At 74.7% G+C, this 18,440-nt stretch carries 22 protein-coding genes and 1 pseudogene; 13 read left to right on the top strand and 10 right to left on the bottom strand.

Going from position 1 to position 18,440, the window contains the following annotated elements; translation table 11 throughout:
- Nucleotides 1–7 precede the first annotated feature (7 nt).
- The gene (locus tag HCJ94_RS27130) at nt 8–793 is read right to left on the bottom strand and encodes a spermidine synthase (RefSeq protein WP_168003861.1); all 786 of its coding nucleotides are present in this window, start codon (nt 791–793) and stop codon (nt 8–10) included.
- Nucleotides 794–882: 89 nt separating this feature from the next.
- Nucleotides 883–1,869 carry a DUF2267 domain-containing protein gene (locus HCJ94_RS27125; protein WP_168003860.1) on the bottom strand — a complete coding sequence of 329 codons (987 nt, stop codon included), beginning with the start codon at nt 1,867–1,869 and terminating at the stop codon, nt 883–885.
- A gap of 245 nt (nt 1,870–2,114) precedes the next feature.
- Here HCJ94_RS27125 and HCJ94_RS27120 point away from each other — a divergent pair, with 245 nt between their 5' ends.
- A complete protein-coding gene (locus HCJ94_RS27120; protein WP_168003859.1) occupies nt 2,115–2,429 on the top strand; it encodes a hypothetical protein in 315 nt (104 codons plus the stop codon).
- Between the two features lie 107 nt (nt 2,430–2,536).
- On the opposite strand, the gene HCJ94_RS27115 is transcribed toward HCJ94_RS27120, so the two are convergent.
- Nucleotides 2,537–2,881, bottom strand: coding sequence for an STAS domain-containing protein (locus HCJ94_RS27115; protein ID WP_168003858.1), 345 nt, complete (start codon nt 2,879–2,881; stop codon nt 2,537–2,539).
- Between the two features lie 55 nt (nt 2,882–2,936).
- Nucleotides 2,937–3,341 (bottom strand): STAS domain-containing protein, encoded by a 405-nt coding sequence (locus HCJ94_RS27110; RefSeq protein ID WP_309227453.1) that lies wholly within the window; start codon nt 3,339–3,341, stop codon nt 2,937–2,939.
- 234 nt (nt 3,342–3,575) lie between these two features.
- Here HCJ94_RS27110 and HCJ94_RS27105 point away from each other — a divergent pair, with 234 nt between their 5' ends.
- From HCJ94_RS27105 to HCJ94_RS27085, 5 genes are all read left to right on the top strand, one after another.
- Nucleotides 3,576–5,333, top strand: coding sequence for a PP2C family protein-serine/threonine phosphatase (locus HCJ94_RS27105; protein WP_168003857.1), 1,758 nt, complete (start codon nt 3,576–3,578; stop codon nt 5,331–5,333).
- Nucleotides 5,330–6,361 (top strand): cobalamin B12-binding domain-containing protein, encoded by a 1,032-nt coding sequence (locus tag HCJ94_RS27100; protein ID WP_168003856.1) that lies wholly within the window; start codon nt 5,330–5,332, stop codon nt 6,359–6,361. Before HCJ94_RS27105 ends, HCJ94_RS27100 begins: the two co-directional genes overlap by 4 nt.
- 92 nt (nt 6,362–6,453) lie before the next feature.
- Nucleotides 6,454–6,786: an STAS domain-containing protein gene (locus tag HCJ94_RS27095; protein WP_168003855.1), complete on the top strand. Its 333-nt coding sequence runs from the start codon at nt 6,454–6,456 to the stop codon at nt 6,784–6,786.
- An 83-nt stretch (nt 6,787–6,869) separates the two neighbouring features.
- Nucleotides 6,870–7,316, top strand: a complete 447-nt coding sequence (locus tag HCJ94_RS27090) for a response regulator (RefSeq protein ID WP_168003854.1) — start codon at nt 6,870–6,872, stop codon at nt 7,314–7,316.
- Between the two features lie 180 nt (nt 7,317–7,496).
- Nucleotides 7,497–7,988 (top strand): ATPase, encoded by a 492-nt coding sequence (locus HCJ94_RS27085; RefSeq protein WP_168003853.1) that lies wholly within the window; start codon nt 7,497–7,499, stop codon nt 7,986–7,988.
- Nucleotides 7,989–8,136: 148 nt separating this feature from the next.
- Here the strand turns inward: HCJ94_RS27085 and HCJ94_RS27080 are convergent, their stop codons facing one another.
- The 3 genes from HCJ94_RS27080 to HCJ94_RS27070 all read right to left on the bottom strand — a co-directional run bounded on the left by HCJ94_RS27080 (nt 8,137) and on the right by HCJ94_RS27070 (nt 10,721).
- Nucleotides 8,137–8,985, bottom strand: a complete 849-nt coding sequence (locus HCJ94_RS27080) for a hypothetical protein (protein WP_168003852.1) — start codon at nt 8,983–8,985, stop codon at nt 8,137–8,139.
- A gap of 284 nt (nt 8,986–9,269) precedes the next feature.
- The gene (locus tag HCJ94_RS27075; protein WP_168003851.1) at nt 9,270–9,698 is read right to left on the bottom strand and encodes an OsmC family protein; all 429 of its coding nucleotides are present in this window, start codon (nt 9,696–9,698) and stop codon (nt 9,270–9,272) included.
- A 78-nt stretch (nt 9,699–9,776) separates the two neighbouring features.
- Nucleotides 9,777–10,721 carry a serine/threonine-protein kinase gene (locus HCJ94_RS27070; RefSeq protein WP_168003850.1) on the bottom strand — a complete coding sequence of 315 codons (945 nt, stop codon included), beginning with the start codon at nt 10,719–10,721 and terminating at the stop codon, nt 9,777–9,779.
- A 141-nt stretch (nt 10,722–10,862) separates the two neighbouring features.
- Between HCJ94_RS27070 and HCJ94_RS27065 the strand changes: the two genes are divergently transcribed.
- The 3 genes from HCJ94_RS27065 to HCJ94_RS27055 all read left to right on the top strand — a co-directional run bounded on the left by HCJ94_RS27065 (nt 10,863) and on the right by HCJ94_RS27055 (nt 13,364).
- Complete coding sequence (locus tag HCJ94_RS27065; RefSeq protein WP_168003849.1) at nt 10,863–11,096, top strand: DUF8847 domain-containing protein; 234 nt, start codon at nt 10,863–10,865, stop codon at nt 11,094–11,096.
- Nucleotides 11,097–11,161: 65 nt separating this feature from the next.
- Nucleotides 11,162–11,908: a response regulator transcription factor gene (locus HCJ94_RS27060; protein ID WP_168003848.1), complete on the top strand. Its 747-nt coding sequence runs from the start codon at nt 11,162–11,164 to the stop codon at nt 11,906–11,908.
- A gap of 55 nt (nt 11,909–11,963) precedes the next feature.
- Nucleotides 11,964–13,364 (top strand): sensor histidine kinase, encoded by a 1,401-nt coding sequence (locus tag HCJ94_RS27055; protein WP_444939643.1) that lies wholly within the window; start codon nt 11,964–11,966, stop codon nt 13,362–13,364.
- 54 nt (nt 13,365–13,418) lie between these two features.
- Here HCJ94_RS27055 and HCJ94_RS27050 read toward each other — a convergent pair whose 3' ends face one another.
- Both HCJ94_RS27050 and HCJ94_RS30600 read right to left on the bottom strand, forming a co-directional pair.
- Complete coding sequence (locus HCJ94_RS27050; RefSeq protein ID WP_168003846.1) at nt 13,419–14,609, bottom strand: MFS transporter; 1,191 nt, start codon at nt 14,607–14,609, stop codon at nt 13,419–13,421.
- 125 nt (nt 14,610–14,734) lie between these two features.
- On the bottom strand, nt 14,735–14,959 hold the full coding sequence (locus tag HCJ94_RS30600; RefSeq protein ID WP_168003845.1) for a hypothetical protein: 225 nt from the start codon (nt 14,957–14,959) through the stop codon (nt 14,735–14,737).
- A gap of 37 nt (nt 14,960–14,996) precedes the next feature.
- Between HCJ94_RS30600 and HCJ94_RS30595 the strand changes: the two genes are divergently transcribed.
- Complete coding sequence (locus tag HCJ94_RS30595) at nt 14,997–15,677, top strand: helix-turn-helix domain-containing protein (protein ID WP_168003844.1); 681 nt, start codon at nt 14,997–14,999, stop codon at nt 15,675–15,677.
- A gap of 55 nt (nt 15,678–15,732) precedes the next feature.
- Here HCJ94_RS30595 and HCJ94_RS27035 read toward each other — a convergent pair whose 3' ends face one another.
- Nucleotides 15,733–16,125: a VOC family protein gene (locus tag HCJ94_RS27035; RefSeq protein WP_168003843.1), complete on the bottom strand. Its 393-nt coding sequence runs from the start codon at nt 16,123–16,125 to the stop codon at nt 15,733–15,735.
- Between the two features lie 180 nt (nt 16,126–16,305).
- On the opposite strand from HCJ94_RS27035, the gene HCJ94_RS27030 reads away from it, so the two are divergent.
- The 3 genes and pseudogenes from HCJ94_RS27030 to HCJ94_RS27020 all read left to right on the top strand — a co-directional run.
- Nucleotides 16,306–16,455, top strand: coding sequence for a hypothetical protein (locus tag HCJ94_RS27030; RefSeq protein ID WP_168003842.1), 150 nt, complete (start codon nt 16,306–16,308; stop codon nt 16,453–16,455).
- A 5-nt stretch (nt 16,456–16,460) separates the two neighbouring features.
- Entirely contained in the window at nt 16,461–17,879 is a 1,419-nt protein-coding gene (locus HCJ94_RS27025) for a class I SAM-dependent methyltransferase (protein ID WP_168003841.1), read from the top strand.
- Nucleotides 17,872–18,440: pseudogene (locus HCJ94_RS27020) on the top strand (hypothetical protein); the annotation flags it as partial. The gene HCJ94_RS27025 and the pseudogene HCJ94_RS27020, both read left to right, overlap by 8 nt.

The raw sequence follows: 18,440 nt of genomic DNA, 5'->3' as shown, positions 1-18,440 counted from the left end.
CTCCTCGTCAACGCGCGGACGCGTCGGTGCGGGGGCGGGCGCCCGCCACGAAGGCGTCGAGGGCCGGGCCGTGCAGGACGCTGCCCGGCGCCGGATCGCGCAGCGCGCGTACCACCAGGCGCGGCACCGGCAGCCGGTCGGGACGCCGCCCGGCGGCGAGCACCAGGTTGCCGTACCGCCGGCCGCGCAGCATCCGCCGGTCGGCCACGAGGCACACGTCGGCGAACACCGCCCGCAGCGTCGCCGCCTGCACGCGGGCGTGGACCAGCGGCGGAAGGTCGGTGACGTTGACGAGGTGGATGCCGTCGGGGCGCAGCACCCGGGCCACCTCGGCGGCGAACTCCACGGTGGCGACGTGCGGCGGCATCCGGGCCGCGCGGTAGATGTCGGCCAGCACCACGTCGTACGTGCCCGCGGGGGCGGCGGTGACCGCCTCCCGCGCGTCGGCCACCTGGATCTCGACCCCGGCCGGCAGGGGCGGCAGGTCCCGTGCCACCAGATCGACGACGGCCCGGTCCCGCTCGACCACCACCTGCGTCGAGCCGGGCCGGGTCGCCGCGAGGTAGCGCGGCAGGGTCAGCGCGCCGCCACCGAGGTGCAGCGCCCGCATCGGCCGGCCGGGCGGCGCGGCCAGGTCGATCACGGCGGCCATCCGGCGGACGTACTCGAAGTGCAGGTACCGCGGATCGGCGACGTCCACGTACGACTGCTCGACACCGGCCGCGAGGAGCGTGCGCCCGGTGGGCCGGGCCGGGTCGACGACCAGCTCCAGCCGGTCGTCGGGGGCGTCCATGAGAGGGCAGGCTAGTCCATGCCAACAGGGCTTCTTCGCAGCGCCGGCGCCGGCCGGCGGGGCGGCAGCCCGCCGGCCGGCGAACGCGGTCAGCCGCTGTTCATCCCGGCGCCCACCTCGTCGATCGCGTCGTCGACGGCGTGCGCCAGGTCGACGTCGGGGGCGGTCACCGAACGGTCCTGCCGGGACCGGACGGTCGCCACGGTCACCAGGGCGGTGGTGGCGTCCGGCCGGGCGATCCGCGGACCGCGACCGGTCTGCTGCTTGAGCAGGTCGAGGCGGTCGAGTACGCGGTCGAGGTTGTCCGACGGCAACACCACCGTCCGCGACAGCCCGTTCGCGTCACCGGACCAGTACGGCAGATCGGCCAGTGCCTCGCGCACCTCCGCCTCGCTGAGCGGCGGGGTCGTGGCGGTGGCGCCCACCAGACCGCCGCCGGGCTCAGGTGGGGCGAGCAGCTCCCGCAACCCGTCCGGTACGTGCAGGGACTCAATCAGGTCGCCGTCCCGGTCGGCCAGCGCGGCGAGGGTCGCCTCGGCCTGGTAGCGGGCCTGTTCGGGCGTACGGCCGCTGATCCGGCCCACCTCGGCCAGGAAACCGGGCACGTCGGCGTGGCTCTCGATGCCGTCGACCGGCGTGACGTCGTGCAGGGACATCGGCACGGCGTCCAGCAATCGGCGGCGCTCCGCCTCATCGAGCGCCCGGGCCAGGACCAGCACGGTCGCCTCCGCCCCCACCTTGGCGGTGCGGAAATCCACCCCGGCCCGGCGGCCCACGTCGTCGACCAGTTCGCGGTAGCCGATCGCGGTCGCTGCCGGGGAGGCCACAGCCGGGTCCGCCATCGGCCGGGGATTGTCCGGAATGCCGGCCGGCGGCGGTGCGGGCCCACCGCGTGTGGTGTCCGGTTTGCGGCGACCCGCCGGGGGCGGCCCGTTCCGTCGTCCCTGTTCGAGGCTGGTCAACTGCTTCGACGCGCTCAGACTGGCGCCGGTTTCGCTGGGCTGCAGGCCGCGTCCCCGGGCCTGGCGGGCCAGCGCGCGGCGGCGCTGGTTGTCGCCCTCCATCTGTTTGCGCATGGTGACACCTCGCTTCCGCTGGTGTTCCCTGGCTTCCAGCCGGTCGCCTTCCCGTCGCCGCCGACCACGAAACGGACGCCGCCGGCCACGAAACGGATGGGTCGGCCGGTCCCGCGGTGGGCGCCGCCGACGCGGCCCGATCGGGTACGAGCTTCATCCGGCGCGGGTGAGGGACGGTCACCCGGCACGGCTGGACGATCGCAGCGGACCGGGAACCTCCGAGGCACCCGGAAGGGAAGGTCGTGATGAAGAGGATCGTCGAGATCGTCCCCGCCCGACCCGGCTGGTACGCGCGCTGGCAGCTCGCCCCCGGCGACACGCGCTGCTACCCCGTCAGCCTGTGGGCGCTGTTGGAGGAGGCCGACGGCACCGGCCGCGAGGTGATCGGCGTGGACTGCGTCGGGCAGTGGCCGGGAGCGGACGACAACGAGGCGGGTGGGGAGTTCGTCCGCTACCTCTTCCAGACCCCCGCCTCCGGCGAGCCCGACGACGCCGAACCGCCACCGGCCGTACCCGAGCGGGCGACCGGACCCCGCCGGCAGGCGGTGCCCGCACCCTGAGCATCACTCCGGCCCCCGACCCCTGGTCCCAGGGTCGGGGGCCATCCCCCCCTCGACGGCGGCACGACCCGGGCCCGTCCCCGGGCGGGCGCCCGGCTCGGGAGCGGTCAGCCGGCCTCGCGGAGGTCGTCGCCCCCGCTGCGCTCGACGGCCAGCAGTTCGACCAGGCCGGTGCGCTCGAGCAGTTGCTGAAGCTGCGGGCCCACGCCCGACAGGCGCACCGCACCCGTGCCGGCGCGGTGGACCACGACCAGGGCGCTCAGCCCGGACGAGTCGCAGAGGCCGACCCCGCCCAGGTCGATCAGGAGCTCCTGATGGCCGTCCCGGCGCGCCGCCGCAGCCGCCTCGACGAGCTCCGGCGCGCTGTCGAAGTCGAGGTCGCCGGTCAACCGGAGCCGGGCGCACCCGGCGTGCAGCCGGGTCACCTCGATCGTCAACAGCGGCGCCCCCATGCCTCCATGTTCCCAGGCGCGACGTGATTGGCAACCGCCGGGGCGGCGTGGCGGCTCAGGCCGGGGCGACCGGACGCTCCGCCGGGTCACCCGTGTCGGGTCCGTTGTCCGTGACCGGACGCGCGAGCAGGCCCGCGACGCCGGTCAGGTCGAGGATCGTCTCCAGGAACCGGGGCACCGTCCGCAGTTCGATCACCGTGCCCCCGGTCTGCCCCTCACGCCAGGCGTGCACGATGACGCCCAGACCGGTGCTGTCGATGAAGTGCAGGTCGGCGAAGTCGAAGACGAGGGCGGGCGGGAGTTCGGCGAGAATCCGGTCGACCTCGTTCCGGAGCGGGCCGGCGGTGGTGTACGCGAGGTCGCCCGTGACCCGGATGAGCGGAGCGTCCGGATTCGACCGGTCGACGGCCATGCTCAGCGGCGCCGGCTCCGGGTTCCTCCCATGGGCTAGCACGATCACGCCTTTCCGCAGGCTGCCGGTCGGCAAGCGTCTCCGGGATCGTAGCAACACGCGCTCGACGCCGGTCGCCGGTCCGCTGCTCCTGCAACGGCGGCGACCCGGGCGAGAAGCGCGGCCCCGCGAAGGCGTGGGGTGGCGGTACCGGTGTACCGGCGTAGGGTGGGACGCAGAGATTTGACCACAAGCGTCGTTTCCGGCGCAGTGCGGGTGTCGACGAGGAGTGGGGCTCAGCTGGTGACTGCTGCCGACGTCCGGGGTCAGGACCCGGGCGACGGACGGATCTCCACGCCGAATGCCGCACGGGCTCCGGCGTGGCCCGCCGACGCCCCGGCTCGTCTCACCCGTGCCCTCCCGGCACTCGCGCCCGGCCGGGGTCCCGTCGCACCCGAATGGTCGGAGGTCGTCGAGCACGTGCGGGAGGGCCTCGTCGTCTGCGACGCCGACGACGTCGTGCGGCACGTCAGCCCGGTGGCCGAGCGGCTTCTCCCCGAGGTCACAGCCGGTCAGCCGCTCGCGGTGGCCGCCGTGCCCGGGCTCCTCTCCGGCGACTTCACGCACCACGGCCGCCGGCTGCGGTCCCGCCGGGTGGCCCTGTCGTCCGGCCGTTCCTGCTGGTACGTCGAGGACGTGACCGAGACCGCCTCGCGCGCCGACGCGCTGCTCGCGGAGCGGGCCCGGTCGGCGTTCCTCGCGGTGGTCGGCGAGAAACTCGGCAACCCGCTGCACCCGGACCGCGCCGCCTCGGCGGTCGTCCGGCTCGCCGTACCCACCCTCGGGGAGGTCGCGGTCCTGGTGCTGGCCCCCCGCGCCGGACGGGCCCGCTGGTGGCGCGCCTCCCTCGCCGACGACGAGACCCCCGTCGTGGACAACGGGGTCGTATCCGTGGCCGACCTGCCACCGGCCGTCGTCCACGGGCTGGACGGCGCCGAGCCGCACGCCGTGGACTGGCTCGTCGAACAGGCCGTCGAGGCGGGCTGGCTGCCCGGCCTCACCTCGGCGGACGCGTGCGCCCGGGTGGTGCCGCTGCCCGGCCGCGACGTGCCGGCCGGGGTGCTGCTGGTCGCCCGGCGGGCCGCCCGGTGGTACGAGGACGCCGACGTGGACCTGGTCCGGGCGTTCGCCGCGCGGGCCGGGGCGGCGTTGACGACCGCTTTGCTCTACCGCGACCAGGCCGAGGTCGCCGACACCCTCCAGGCCAGCCTGCTGCCGGTGGAGCCGGCCGAGGCCACCGGCGTCCAGTGGGGCACGGCGTACCGTCCGGCGCGGGGCGGGTTGCGCATCGGCGGCGACTTCTACGGCTCCCACCGGCTGACCGACGGCGGGTCCCTGTTCTTCCTCGGTGACGTGTCCGGCAAGGGCGTCGAGGCGGCCGTGTTCACCGGCCAGCTACGTCAGTGCCTCCACGCGCTGCACCGGGTCGAGACCAACCCGGGGCGGCTGCTCAAGCTGCTCAACGACGCCCTGCTGGAGACCACCCAGGTGTACGACCGGGGGCGGTTCGCGACGATGGTGGTCGGGGTGGTCCGCCCGTGCCGCGACGGTGGCGTGACCCTGACGCTGGCCGGCGGCGGTCACCTGCCGCCGCTGGTGCTGCGCAACTCCGGCGAGGTCGAGCAGGTGCCGCTGCGCGGGATGCTTGTCGGCGTCGTGCCCGATCCGCGCGTCGGCGAGCAGACGGTCCACCTCGACGCGGGCGAGACCTGCCTGCTCTACAGCGACGGCGTGACCGAGGCCCGCGGCGGGCGCCGCGGGCACGAGCAGTTCGGCACCGACCGGCTGGTCACCGCCGTCACGGGGTGCCAGCGCATGCCGGCGCCGGCCCTGGCGGAACGGATCGAACAGGTCACCTGTGACTGGCTGGCCGACGGGGACCACGACGACATCGCCGTGCTCGCGCTCCGCGCGACCGGCCCGGCCGGGCGTACGCCCCGGCACCTGCACGCCGTGCCCGACCGCGCAACGACCGACGAGGAGAGGGAGGCGCCCGCGTGACCGCCCCGACCACCGGGGTGGGGCTGGCCGCCGCCTGGTCCCGCTACCTGCACTGCCTGGCCGAGGCCGACGAGTACGCCGCCGTCGAGGTGGCGACCCGCCTGCTCGACGACGGGCTGCCCGCGGAGCGGGTGCTGCTCGACCTGGTCGCCCCCGCCCAGGCCGAGGTGGGGGACCGTTGGGCCCGCAACGAGTGGAGCGTGGCCCAGGAACACGCCGCCACCCACATCAGCGAGCGGGTGGTGGCGGCCGTTGCCGCGTACGCCGGCCCGCGCCCGACCCGTGGACGGGTCGTCGTCGCCTGCATGGACGGCGAGTGGCACGCGCTGCCGCCCCGGCTGGTCGCCGAGGTGCTGCGCCTGCGCGGCTGGCAGGTCACCTTTCTCGGCGCGAGCGTGCCGGCCGCGCACCTGGTGTCGTACCTGCACCGGCACGACGCGCACGCCGTCGCGCTGGCCTGCGCGCTGCCGATGCGGCTGCCGCACGCGCACCGCATGATCGAGGCGTGCCGCCGCTCCGACGTTCCCGTGGTCGTCGGCGGGCGGGGCTTCGGCGCCGACGGACGGTGGGCCCGCCGGCTCGGGGTCGCCTGGGCGCCCGACGCGCCGTCGGCGGCGGACCTGGTCGCCGACGAGCGGACGCTGCGGCGGACGCCCCCGGCGGAGCTGTCCCACCTGGCCGACGACGAGTACGCGAGCCTCGTGAAGCGGCGTGGTGAGCTGGTCGACTCGGCGCTGGCCGACCTGCGGGAGCGGGCGCCGGCGACCCGGGACTACACGCCCGCCCAACTGGACTCGACGGTCAGCGACCTCGGTTACATCGTGGATTTCCTGGCCGCCGCGCTCTACGTGGACGACGACACGCTCTTCACCGAGTTCGTCGACTGGCTCGTCGACATCCTCGCCAACCGGGGCGTGCCGGCGCCCGCGGTGGGGCTGACGCTGACGCACTACGCCGAGGCGTTGCGGGACTCTCCCCGGGCCGCCCGCCTCCTCGACGCCGGTCGGAAGGTGGTCGCCGCGCGGTAGGTCGTGTGACGGCTGGTCACGCGGGCGTCCGTGCGTATACTTGCCCCGCTGCAAGTGTCCTGTCCGTCCACGGTCGACCGAGGGAGACCACCGTGACGTTCTCCGTCACGTACGCCGAGCGCGACGGGGACACGGCCCGCCTGCGGCTCTCCGGCGAGCTCGACCTGAGCACCGCCGCCGAGCTCAACGCCGTGCTGGACCGGCTGGCCGCGGCCGGCGCGCACCGGTTCCTGGTCGACCTCAGCGACCTGACCTTCTGTGACTCCACCGGGATCGCCGCCTTCGTCCGCGCCGACAACCGCGCGGCCGCCCGGGGCGGCTGGCTGCGGCTGACCGGCGCCACCGGCCGGGTGCACCGGGTTCTGCAGGTCACGGGCCTGGCGGAGGTGCTACGACACGACTCGGACACCGGCAACCCGGTGTGACGGACGGCCCATCGATCGGCTAGATTTCCCCGCCAGCACGGTGACCGCCAGGTCCCCGCTCCACCGACACGAAGCAGGTAACGATGGGTCCAGCGAGCCCCAGTCCGGTGCGTATCCTGGTGGTGGACGACGACCCGGGTGACGTGCTCATGATCGAGGAGGCGCTCGCCGACTCGGATGTCGAGAAGGTCATCGACGTGGTCGGCGACGGCCAGGAGGCGATGGAGTTCCTGCGCCGCACCGGCCGGCACACCGAGGCCCGGCGGCCCGACGTGATCCTGCTCGACCTGAACATGCCCCGGATGGACGGGCGGCAGGTGCTGGGCGAGGTCAAGGGTGACGCGGACCTGCGGACCATCCCGATCGTCGTGCTGACCACCTCCAACGCCGACACGGACATTCTCGGCAGCTACACCCTCCAGGCCAACGCGTACGTGACGAAACCGATCGACCTGGACGACTTCAACGACGTGGTGCGTCGCATCGACGAGTTCTTCGGCCGGGTGGTCGTGCTGCCCAAGCGGCCCTGACGCCCCTCGGGCGGCTCGGCGCATTGTCCACGCCGGGCCGCCGGTCGACACCCCGCGACGCGCCGGGCCGCACCCGCCGCTCGCATGCTGAACATTTTTCCCGAACCCCCTCGGCGGTCGCTCCCAGCGCCGAGGATCAAGGTTGGGGAAAGACGTACCAGCTGCCTGGGGGGCGACAGTATGAGGTTCTCCGTCGTTGAGCTCGGCTACGACCAGCGGCAGGTGGATTACTGCCTGGACGAGCTCGGTATCCGGTTGATGCGGCTCGCGGTGCGCGCCGAGGGCGCCGCGGGGACCGGACGGGAGTGGGACGAGATCCGCGAGGAGGCGGCCGGCCTGTGTGGCCTGCTCCAGCGGCTAGACATCGGCGACGGGACCCGCCGGTACGGCAACGCGGTCGAGCGGGAGGCCGCCGACCTGCTCGCCCAGGCGCGGTACGAGCTCGACGCCGCGCGGGAGGAGGCCCGCCAGGTGCGCGAGCGGGTGTACGAGGAGGCGGTGCAGGCGCGCCGCGAGTTCGAGGAGGCGCTGCACGCCCGCCGCCGGCGTGAGGCCCGGGTGGACGAGATCCTCGGTGGCGTGACCGCCGAGCCGGTCCCGGCGGACACGCCGACCGCCGCCGCGGCGACCCCGGGCAACCGGGCCCGGCTCTTCGGCCGCGCGGCCCGCTGAGGCGCCAGCGCCGCCCGGGCCGACCGGCCGAGGCGTGACCGCCGGGCGGCTGGCGGAGGCGCGACCGGCCGGGCGGCGTGACCCGCTGAGCGGCGTGACCGGCCGGGCGGCGGTGAGGTGCCGCGACGGCTGGCCGGTGCCGGGCCGGTCAGGTGAGCGCGTCGACGATGGTGGTGGCCCGCACCTCGTGCTGGGCGTACGCGTCCGGGAAGGCGGACACCTGCACGGCCTGGGCGGCGCCGGCGACGCTCATCTCCTGCCAGCCGGGGATCTCCCGCAGCGCCTCGTAGAAGGCCCGCGCGGCGTACGCCGGGCGCATGAGCTGCGCGACGGTGCCCCAGCCGCTGCTGGGCCGCTGCTGGAACAGCCCGACCGAGTCGTGGTCCCAGCCGGTGGCCTGGTAGGGGTAGTTGAACGACTCGGGCACCCCGCCGTTGGCGTAGTTAAGCAGGGTGCTCTCCTGCATCGCGGTGGCGATGGCGACGACCAGCGCCCGGCGGGGCATTTTCATGCCGACGCCGACGTCGACGATGATCTTGGCGTTGTCCATCTGCATCTGTGTCAGGCCCGCCACCGGACGCGGCCGGGCCGGCTTGGTGGGCTTGGGCTTCGCCGGAGCCTTCTTCTTCGTGGCCGAGGGGGAGGGCTTGGGCTTCGGGCTCGCGCTGGTCGGTACGGGGGAGGCGGCCCGGTCCAGCGAGCGGGAGGCGCGCTCGTCGGCGGCGGCCCGGTCGGCCACCGCCTCGGCGACCTGGGTCCGGTCGGTCTCGGCGAGGCCACGCGTACCGGTGAACGCCACCACGCCGAGGCAGCAGGTCACACCGGTGGCGAGGGCGATCCGTACGGGGGTCGACGCGAGCAGCGTCCGTCGGCCGCGGCTGGGCGCTTCGGGGGCACGGTGCCGGCCGATCGTCCGTTCGGCTGAGGCGGCATCGGCGGACCGGGCATCCGGTCGCGTCTCGGTCGTCTTGTGGTCGAAGGTGTCGTCGGGGTGCACCCGCCGAGGCTAGAAAGCTGACGGCGGGTTGCCACCGGCACCCTTTGGTGGCATGCGTCACAATTCGCGGCAATAGCCGGGGCGAAGTGTCTGAGGCGATCAGTAACGCCGCTTTACACGCCTGTCCGCCATGTCGGATATCGGCCCGGAAAGTAGGAGGAGCGGCGCAAAAAATGGATCTTGGTCGACGCCGGACGGGTACGACACACCCCTCACCCGAACGGTGGACCGCCCGTCGGGTGTACGGGCCACTGTACGCCGGTGGGACGTGCCGGCGACGGGTGTCAGTGCCGGCCGTTCTCCGCCGGAGTCACCGTCAGCCGGTGCCGGCTCCCGTCCCCGCTCGAGAACGGCCAGAGCCGGTCGGCGTGCTCGACCAGCTCGTCCAGCTGCTTGCGGGTGAGCCCCGCGGACGAGATGGAAGCGTGCACGTCGGCCAGGTACCGTCCCTCGTCGTCGCGACCGAGCTTCGCCTCCGCCCGTACCTGCACGGTGTGTGCCTCGTCGGTGATCTCCCCGGCCGCCTCCACCGCCGCGTGGTGCAGGCAGGAGGCGAAGGCGGCGGCGAGCAGCTGCGACGGTGTCAGCCCGGTGCAGTGTTGCGCCAGCGGGGACGCCAGGGCGGTGGACAGACCGCCGTCCTCGGTGCGGACGTGGCCGCCCTCCGCGGTCGCGGCGGCCGTCTCGTCCAGCCAGGAACTGTGGTGCGGCATCGCGTTCCTCCCGTCACTCACCGGCCCGGCTACCCGGCGCCCGGCCCGTGAAACCGCACCGGGCCGTGACGGTGCAGGTCAGCCCCGGTTCCACTCGGGGACGGGCGCCGCCTCGGTCGCCTCGGCCGCCGCCTGCTCGGTCCAGCGCGACACCACCGCCGTCCGCTGCCGTGGCGGCACCGGCTGCCGCATCGGCACGTAGACGCGAGCGTCCACGGCCTCGGCGAGCAGCAGGGCCGCCATCAGGCTCGTCGGCCGGCGGTCCGGATCGTCGGACAGGCAGCGGGCACACAGGTCCGCCACCTCCGGCGGCAGGCCCTCGATCTCCGGCAGCGGCGCGGGCGGCTGCCGTCGCCGGACCCCGAACAGCTCGGTGGCCGTCCCGGCGGGATACGGCAGGTGCCCGGACAGGCTGTAGTAGAGGAGGACGCCGAGGGCGTACATGTCGGCGGCCGGCGTTGTGGGCTCCCGGTCGAGCTGCTCCGGCGCCAGGTACGCCGGCGTGCCCAGAACCATCCCGTCCGGGATCTCGTCGGGGACGCCGGAGGGCGTGGCGATGCCGAAGTCGAGCACCTTCACCCCGGCCGGGGTGAGGATCACGTTCGCCGGCTTGATGTCGCGGTGCACGATGCCGTGCGCGTGCGCCGCGGCGAGCGCCGCGCTCACCTCCGCGCAGACCCGCACGGCGATCCGCCAGTCCAGCGGCCCCGTCCGCAGGTGGACGGCGAGCGTCTCGCCCTCCGCCAGCTCCATCACGATGTACGGCACCTGCCGCTCCGGCGAGGTCGAGGCGGTGCCGAAGTCGTGGACGCTGGCCACGTTGGGGTGGACCAGGCGGGCGGCGGAGCGTGCCTCCGCGCGGATGCGCTCCACCGACGTGTCCTCCCGGCCCTCGCGGGCCGGCGCGATGAGCTTGACGGCGACCGGCCGGTCGAGCACCTCGTCGTGGGCCGACCAGACCTCCGACATCCCGCCGACGCCGATGCGCTGTTCGAGCCGGTACCGCCCGTCCAGCGTCCTCATCGGCAACTCCTCGTCTCGTGTGCGACCTGCTGAGGGTGCCGGTACCCGAGCGCCGATCAGGGCAAACCGTCGCGGGACCGGCCGGGGCCCGTCCCGGGTGCGGTAGCTTGCGAGCCGAGGGCGCGTACCCATGGAGGTGGGATGAGCGAGGTGACCGTACGCTTCGTCGGCGGGCCGGCCCACGACCTGGTCCGCGCGCTGCCGGCCGACCCCGACGGCGCCCCGCCGGCCCGCTGGGTGCTGCGCCACCCCGACGGCGGTGGCCCGACGGTCACCGGGGCTCCGGACCACCTCTACGAGCGCGACCGGCCGGACGGCTCCGGGACCTGGGAGATGCGGTTCGTCCACACCTACCCGGTGGGCATGTCCGAGTAGCGTGCACAGCGGGGACACAGGAACCGCACAAGCGCGGCACAGCGGACCCGCCCACGATGGGGGCCATGGTGACCAACGAGCAGGCCGGCCCGGTCCGGCTCGAGCTGCGCCGTCCCGACGGGCAGCCCGTCCGCGTCCTGGTGGTCGACGACGAGCCGACCCTGACCGACCTGCTGTCGATGGCGCTGCGCTACGAGGGTTGGCAGGTGCGCACCGCGGGCAACGGCATGGCGGCGTTGAGCGCCGCCCGCCAGTTCCAGCCGGACGCGGTGATCCTCGACGTGATGCTGCCCGACCTGGACGGCTTCGCGGTGCTGCGCCGGCTGCGGGAGGTCTACCCGACCGTGCCGGTGCTCTTCCTCACCGCGCGGGACGCCGTCGAGGAGCGGATCGCCGGGCTGACCGTCGGCGGTGACGACTACGTGACCAAGCCGTTCAGCCTGGAAGAGGTGATCGCCCGCCTGCGGGCGCTGCTGCGCCGCTCCGGCTTCGCCGTCGCCACCCGCGAGGAGGCGGTGCTCACCGTCGGCGACCTCAGCCTCGACGAGGACAGCCACGAGGTACGCCGCGACGGCCAGCTGATCACCCTGACGGCCACCGAGTTCGAGCTGCTGCGGTACCTGATGCGCAACCCACGCCGGGTGCTCAGCAAGGCGCAGATCCTCGACCGGGTCTGGAACTACGACTTCGGCGGCCAGGCCAACGTCGTCGAGCTGTACATCTCGTACCTGCGAAAGAAGATCGACGCCGGCCGTAAGCCGATGATCCACACGCTGCGCGGCGCGGGCTATGTCCTCAAGCCCGCCGAGTGATCTCCCGGGCCCGCTGCGCCGGTGGCTTGCCGGCTGGTCGCTGCGGACCCGGCTGGTGGTCATCCTGGTCACCCTGCTCGCCGTCGTCAGCGTCGCCATCGGCGGCATCACCACGGCCGCGCTGCGGCAGTTCCTCATCGACCGGGTGGACGCCCAACTGGTCCCCGACACCGGGCGCGCGGAGCGCCCGTTTCCGCGCTGGGGGCCGGGGGAGGAGCGCGGGATCCCACCCGGCCTACCGCCCGACACCGTCGTGGCGACCGTGGTGGACGGCCGGATCGTCGATGCCCGGATCCAATCCGGCACCCGGCCCGGCGGGGAGACCATCCCGGTCGGCGAGGTGACGGCGCTGGCCGGACTGCCGGCGGGCGGCGCTCCCCGGACCGTGGGCCTCGGTGACCGCGGCGACTACCGGGCGGTCGGGCGGACCTGGCGCGCGGGCGAGGTCCGCGTCCTGGCGATCCCGCTGGCCGACGTGCGGGAGACGGTCATGTGGATGGTCGCGGCACAGGCCGCGGTCGCCGGCGCGGGACTCGTCGTCGCGGGCGTCGCCGGCGCGCTCATCGTCCGGCGTACCCTGCGTCCGCTGCGGCGGGTCGCCGCCACCGCCGGCCGGGTCAGCGAGCTGCCGCTCGACCGGGGCGAGGTGGCGCTGTCGGTCCGGGTGCCGGACGCCGACACCGACCCGCGTACCGAGGTCGGCCAGGTCGGCGCCGCACTCAACCGCATGCTCGGGCACGTCGCCGCCGCGCTCGCCGCCCGGCAGGCCAGCGAGACGCGCGTACGCCAGTTCGTCGCCGACGCGAGCCACGAGCTGCGCACCCCGCTCGCGGCCATCCGGGGGTACGCCGAGGTGGCCCGACGCGGCCGGGACCGGGTGCCGCCCGACGTGGCGCACGCCCTGCGCCGGGTGGAGTCGGAGAGCACGAGGATGACCAGCCTCGTCGACGACCTGCTGCTGCTCGCCCGGCTCGACTCGGGCCGGCCCCTCGCGGTCGAACCGGTGGACCTCTCCGCCCTCGCGGTGGACGCCGTCAGCGACGCGCACGTCGCCGGGCCGGAGCACCGCTGGCAGCTCGACCTGCCGGACCAGGTGATCCGGGTGCCGGGCGACCCGGCCCGGCTGCACCAGGTGCTGGCCAACCTGCTGGCCAACGCCCGGGTGCACACACCGGCGGGCACCACCGTCACCACCGGCCTGGCCGTCGAGCCGGACGCCGCGGTGCTCCGCGTCGCCGACGACGGTCCCGGCATCCCCGCCGACCTGCGACCGGACGTCTTCGAGCGGTTCGCGCGCGGCGACAGCTCCCGGTCCCGGGCGCACGGCAGCACCGGCCTCGGCCTGGCCATCGTCGCCGCCGTGGTGGAGGCGCACCACGGCACCGTGTCGGTGGAGAGCCGGCCGGGCCGGACCGTGTTCACCGTGCGCCTGCCCCATCCCGCAGCCGGCGCATAGCCGGCGCACGGGCCGGGCCAGCCCCGCGCCGAACGCTTGCCCGGTCGGCGGTGGTCAGCCGGGTGACGCCGTGCGGGACCTGCGCAGCCCGAGCAGGGCGACCAGGGCGAGGAGGATGATGGCGACGGCGTACTCGTTGGCGGTCATGGGCAGGCCCCCGGCGTAGACCACGAGGAAGCCGGCGACGACGGTGGGCAGGCCGAAGCCGACGTAGCAGACGATGTAGAGCAGGGAGAGCACGCTGGCGCGTTCGTGCGCCTCCACCAGCGGTATGACGGTCTTGAGGCTGCCCTGGAAACCGGCACCGAAGCCGACGCCGCCGAGCGCGAGGCCGACGAAGAAGCCGGGAACGGACTCCATCATGACCGACACCAGCGTGATGACCATGCCCAGGATGAGAGCGCCGATCCCGGTGAGCATCAGGGTCTGCGCGGCGGCGTTGCGCAGCAGCAGGACGGTGATCGACCCGACGAGGCCGAAGACGAAGAGGAGCAGGCCGGCAACCACGATCGACGTGTTCATCAGGGCGCGTACGAGCGCCGGGCCGAGCGCCCCGAAGAAGCCGGCCAGCGCCCAGACGGCGAAGACCACCGGCAGGACGCCCAGCAGCCTTCCACGCACGGCGCGGGGCAGGCTGATCTCCGGCCGCAGACTCCGCAGCGCTCCCGTCATCGGCGTGACGGTCTCCCGCATCAGCACGATGCCGACGCCCTGGATCAGCAGGATCACGAGCAGGACGACGTACACCAGTCGCGTCGGCGCGGGCAGGTACCGGATGAGCAGCGCCGAGAGCAGCGCACCGGTGCCGGTTCCGATGCCGGGGGCGATCGCGTTGGCGAGCGTGCCGCGGACGCGGTTGATGTCGAGCATGGCGGCACCGACGGCGCCGGTGGCGGCCCCGGCCGCGAGCCCCTGGACGACGCGGGCGACCAGCAGCGCGGGTACGCCGTTGGCGAAGACGAAGATGACCAGCGCGACGATCTGGACCGCGATCGCGACGAGCAGGACCGGCCGTCGCCCGACATGGTCGGACAGCTTGCCGACCGTGAGCAGGGTCGCCAGCACCGCGACGGCGTAGACGGCGAACACCACGGTCGTCGTGATCGGCGAGAAGTGCCAGCGCTCCTGGTAGATCCCGTAGAGGGGGGTCGGGGCGGCCGACGCGGCCAGGAAGGACACGAGGATCGAGGCGAGCAGGAACAGGGCGGCGTTCGGCGACAGCCGCCCCGATCCGGCGATCCCCATCCGACGTCCTCCTCAGGTGAGCCGCATGCGGCGGGCCTAGCCGGCCAGCACCTCCGCGAGGACCTCGACGACGCGCTCCGCGTGGCGCCCGTCGGGGTCCTCGTCGGCGTTGAAGTCCGCGAGGCTCATCCCGAGCAGGCGACCCGACCGGCACGGCGGACCTGGTCGGCGCCCACCATCCCGGTCTCCGGGTCGCGGACCGGATCGGTGATCACCGTGTCGATCGCACCCTCGTCCCGCGCGCCCAGCCGGTCGACCAGACCGGCCGCGCGCAGCGCGACCGGTGCCCGCCGTTCGCCCCGCCCCCGCCCCGAGGAGTCGAGCGGCGCGTCCACCACCGACCATCGCACAGCCTCCGAGGCTAGTCGGGCGTGGCAGGCTGGGGGCGTGTACCGGGAACGTCCGGCCGGCATCGCCGACGCCGTGCTCTGGACCAGCACCGTGCCCGCCGGGGCGGCGCCCACCCGGGTGCTGCCCGACGGTTGTGTCGACCTGCTCTGGTCCAGCCGGGCCGGGTTGCTGGTGGCCGGCCCCGACCGCACCGCCTTCGTCAGCGCCGGCGGAACGGGGGAGCGGTGGGTGGGGCTGCGCCTACCGCCGGGCGCCGGGCCGGCCGTCCTCGGCGTACCCGCGGTCGAGCTGCGGGACCGGCGCGTCGCCCTCGCGGCGCTCTGGGGCGACCGGGTCGCCGCGCGGCTCGCGGCCCGGGCCGGCGATTCTCCGACCCGGGCGCTGGTCGAGGTCGTGGCCGCCCGGCTGCGTGAGGCGGGCGGCCCCGACCCGCTCGCCGCGCGGGTGACCGCCGGGCTGGCCGCCGGCGCCCCGGTCGGCGCGGTCGCCGCCGCGGCCGGGCTCGACCCGCGCGCCCTGCACCGCCGCTCCCGGCACCTCTTCGGGTACGGCCCGAAGACGCTCGCGCGGATCCTGCGCTTCCAGCGGGCGTTGGCCCTGGCGCGGGGCGGAACGCCGCTGGCCGAGGTGGCGGCCCGCGTCGGGTACGCCGACCAGGCCCACCTGACCCGGGACACCCGCGACCTGGCCGGGGTGCCGCCGACGGCCCTGCTCTAGGGTCTGTCCTGCCGATCTGGCCGACAGATGATCGGCAGGACAGGCCCTTGGGGCGTCAGTTCAGGGGCGCGAACAGGTCCACGCCGTTGCCGTCCGGGTCGTGCAGCACCGCGTACCGCTGTCCCCAGAAGGCGTCCCACGGCTTGAGGTGGCCGTGGTGGCCGGCGTCGGTGAGCTCGGCGTACCAGCGGTCGACCTCGGCCGGGTCGGCGCAGCGGAAGGCGAGGTTGACCCGGGGGCTGCCGGTCGGCGGTGTCCAGTCCGGGTCGAACGAGCGGACCGTGTCGACCGCGTCCCAGGCGAGCCGGACACCGCCGGGCAGGGTCACCTCCACGTGCGGTTCGGACTCCGCGCCGGGCGGGATGTCGAGGCCGAGTCGCCGGTAGAAGTCGAGGGTGCGGGCCATGTCGGTGACGGCCATACCGATCAGGTCGAAGTGAGGCGTCATGCCGGCCACGGTAGGGCGCGTGGCGCCGTCCGGTCTTGAACGGATCGGACACCGGGTGCCCGGTCTCGCCCTCGCCGGGGTGTCTTTCCGCGTACTGTGACCGACAAGTCCGGCGCACCGGGTCAAAACCCTCAGCGGGATGCTCCGGTGCGCCGAGGGTCGATACGGAAGGAGCGGTCGGTGAACCATCTGGCGTACCTGGACGCGGGTTCCGGCAGCCTGATCGTGCAGGCGGTGGTCGGCGGCGTGGCCGGCGTCGCGGTGGCGGCCAAGCTCTACTGGCGGCGCCTGGTGGACCGGTTCCGCAAGCAGCCCACCGACCAGCACTGACCGGCATGGCGTACCCCGACACCGGCCTACGGGCCGAACCGGCGTCCTTCCGCGACCCGGCGAACCGGGTCTACCACCACGGCGACGAGGTGCTGCGGGTGCTGGACGAGCGGGCCGCCGCCGAGTGGCGGGCGCTCGCCGCCAGCGACTTCTTCCCCGCCCTGCTCGCCGAGGGGAGGGTGTGCGGCACCGAGCCCGTCGAGACCGCCCCCGTGCCGGAGGGCTGGGCGGCCGTGCTGCGCCACGAGCGCATCCCGTTCGTCTCTCACCCGTACGAGTGGTCCCACACCATGCTGCGCGACGCGGCCCTGCTGCACCTGCAGATCCTGCGCGCGGCGCTGCCGGCCGGCTTCACGACCAAGGACGGGTCCGCCTACAACCTCCAGTGGCGCGGCGCACAGCCGGTCTTCATCGACGTCGGCTCGTTCACGCCGGTGCGCGACGGCGAGCCGTGGGCCGGCTACCGCCAGTTCTGCCAGACGCTGCTCTACCCGCTCCTGCTCGGCGCCCACCTCGGGCTGGACTTCCAGCCGTGGCTACGGTCCCGGGTCGACGGCATCGAGCCGGACGAGATGCGCCGCCTCTTCGCCGGTGTCCGCCGGCTGCGGCCCGGCGTGTTCACCCACGTGCACCTGCACGACGCGATGCAGCGCCGCAACGCCCGGGCCAGCACGGCCGACGTCCGCACCCAGCTGCGCGCCGCCGGCTACTCGCGTGAGCTGGCGCTGGCCACCGTACGCGGACTGGAACGCCTGGTCGGCCGCCTGGACCGGCAACCACCCGCCAGCCACTGGATCGACTACCAGCGCACCTGCGGTTACAGCGCCGCCGACCGGGCGGCCAAGGAGAGCTTCGTCGCCGGGTCGCTGGCCGCCGGGCCGCGCGCCCGCCTCGCGCTCGACCTCGGTGCCAACGACGGCCGCTACGCCCGCCTCGCCGCCGACCACGCCGACTACGTCGTCGCCGTGGAACAGGACCCGGCGGTGGTGGACCGGCTGTACCGGGCGCTGCGGGCCGAGGGGGAGCGGCACATCCTGCCGCTGGTGATGGACCTGGCCGACCCGTCCCCCGGTGGGGGCTGGCGGGGCGTCGAGCGGGCCGCCTTCGCCGACCGGGCACGGGCCGACGCGGTGCTCGCCCTGGCCGTGGTGCACCATCTGGCGATCGGGCGCAACGTGCCCCTGCCCGAGGTGGTGGACTGGCTGGCCGGCTTCGGCGCGCCCGGCGCCCGGCTCGTCGTGGAGTTCGTGCATCCCGAGGACCCGATGGCCCTTCGACTGCTGGCGAACAAGCCGGACGGTCTCTTCCCCGACTACCGCCGCGACGAGTTCGAACGGCTGCTCGGAACCCGGTGCCGCATCGAGAACCGCCTCGACCTGCCCTCGGGCACCCGGACGCTCTACCGGGCGGTCGTGGGTGGCTGACCCGGCCACCCCACCGACAGCGGATCCACCGGCCCCGGACTCCACCGACACCGCGCCCCGCCCGCCGACCGCGACCGGACCGGGCACCGAGGACGGCCGACCCGGCCGGCGGGCCGTGCGGCTCCGGGACGGCTGGCGGGCCGTGCGGCTTCGGGACGGCTGGCGCGCGGAGGGCGGCCGGCTGCTGGAGATCACCGCCCTGGTGGGGCTCGCGGTCACCCAGCCGCTGCTGGACGTCCTGGGCCGCAGCCCGGACTTCTTCCTGTTCCACCGCGCCGACCGCGGCGAGATCCTGCTGCTGGTGGCGCTGGTCGCGCTGGTTCCGACGCTCGCGGTGGGGCTGCTCGGCGCGGTGTCCCGCCTCGCCGGACGGCGCGCCCGGGCGGTGACGCACACCGTGCTCGTCGGCCTGCTGCTCGCGGCCCTGGCGGTGCAGGTCGGCCGGACCCTCACGACGCTCCGGGGCGTGTCGCTGCTGCTCGTCGCCGTCCTGGCGGGGTCCCCCCGGGCCGTGGGGCCCCCCCGCTGGGGCGGGCGCCCCGCGGGGCGGGGGGCGGGCCC

Origin of the sequence: Micromonospora thermarum (assembly GCF_012034245.1) — a bacterium.
GTDB lineage: Bacteria > Actinomycetota > Actinomycetes > Mycobacteriales > Micromonosporaceae > Micromonospora > Micromonospora thermarum.
The sequence above is the reverse complement of the archived record's forward strand: the minus strand, read 5'-3'. Positions and strand labels throughout refer to the sequence as shown.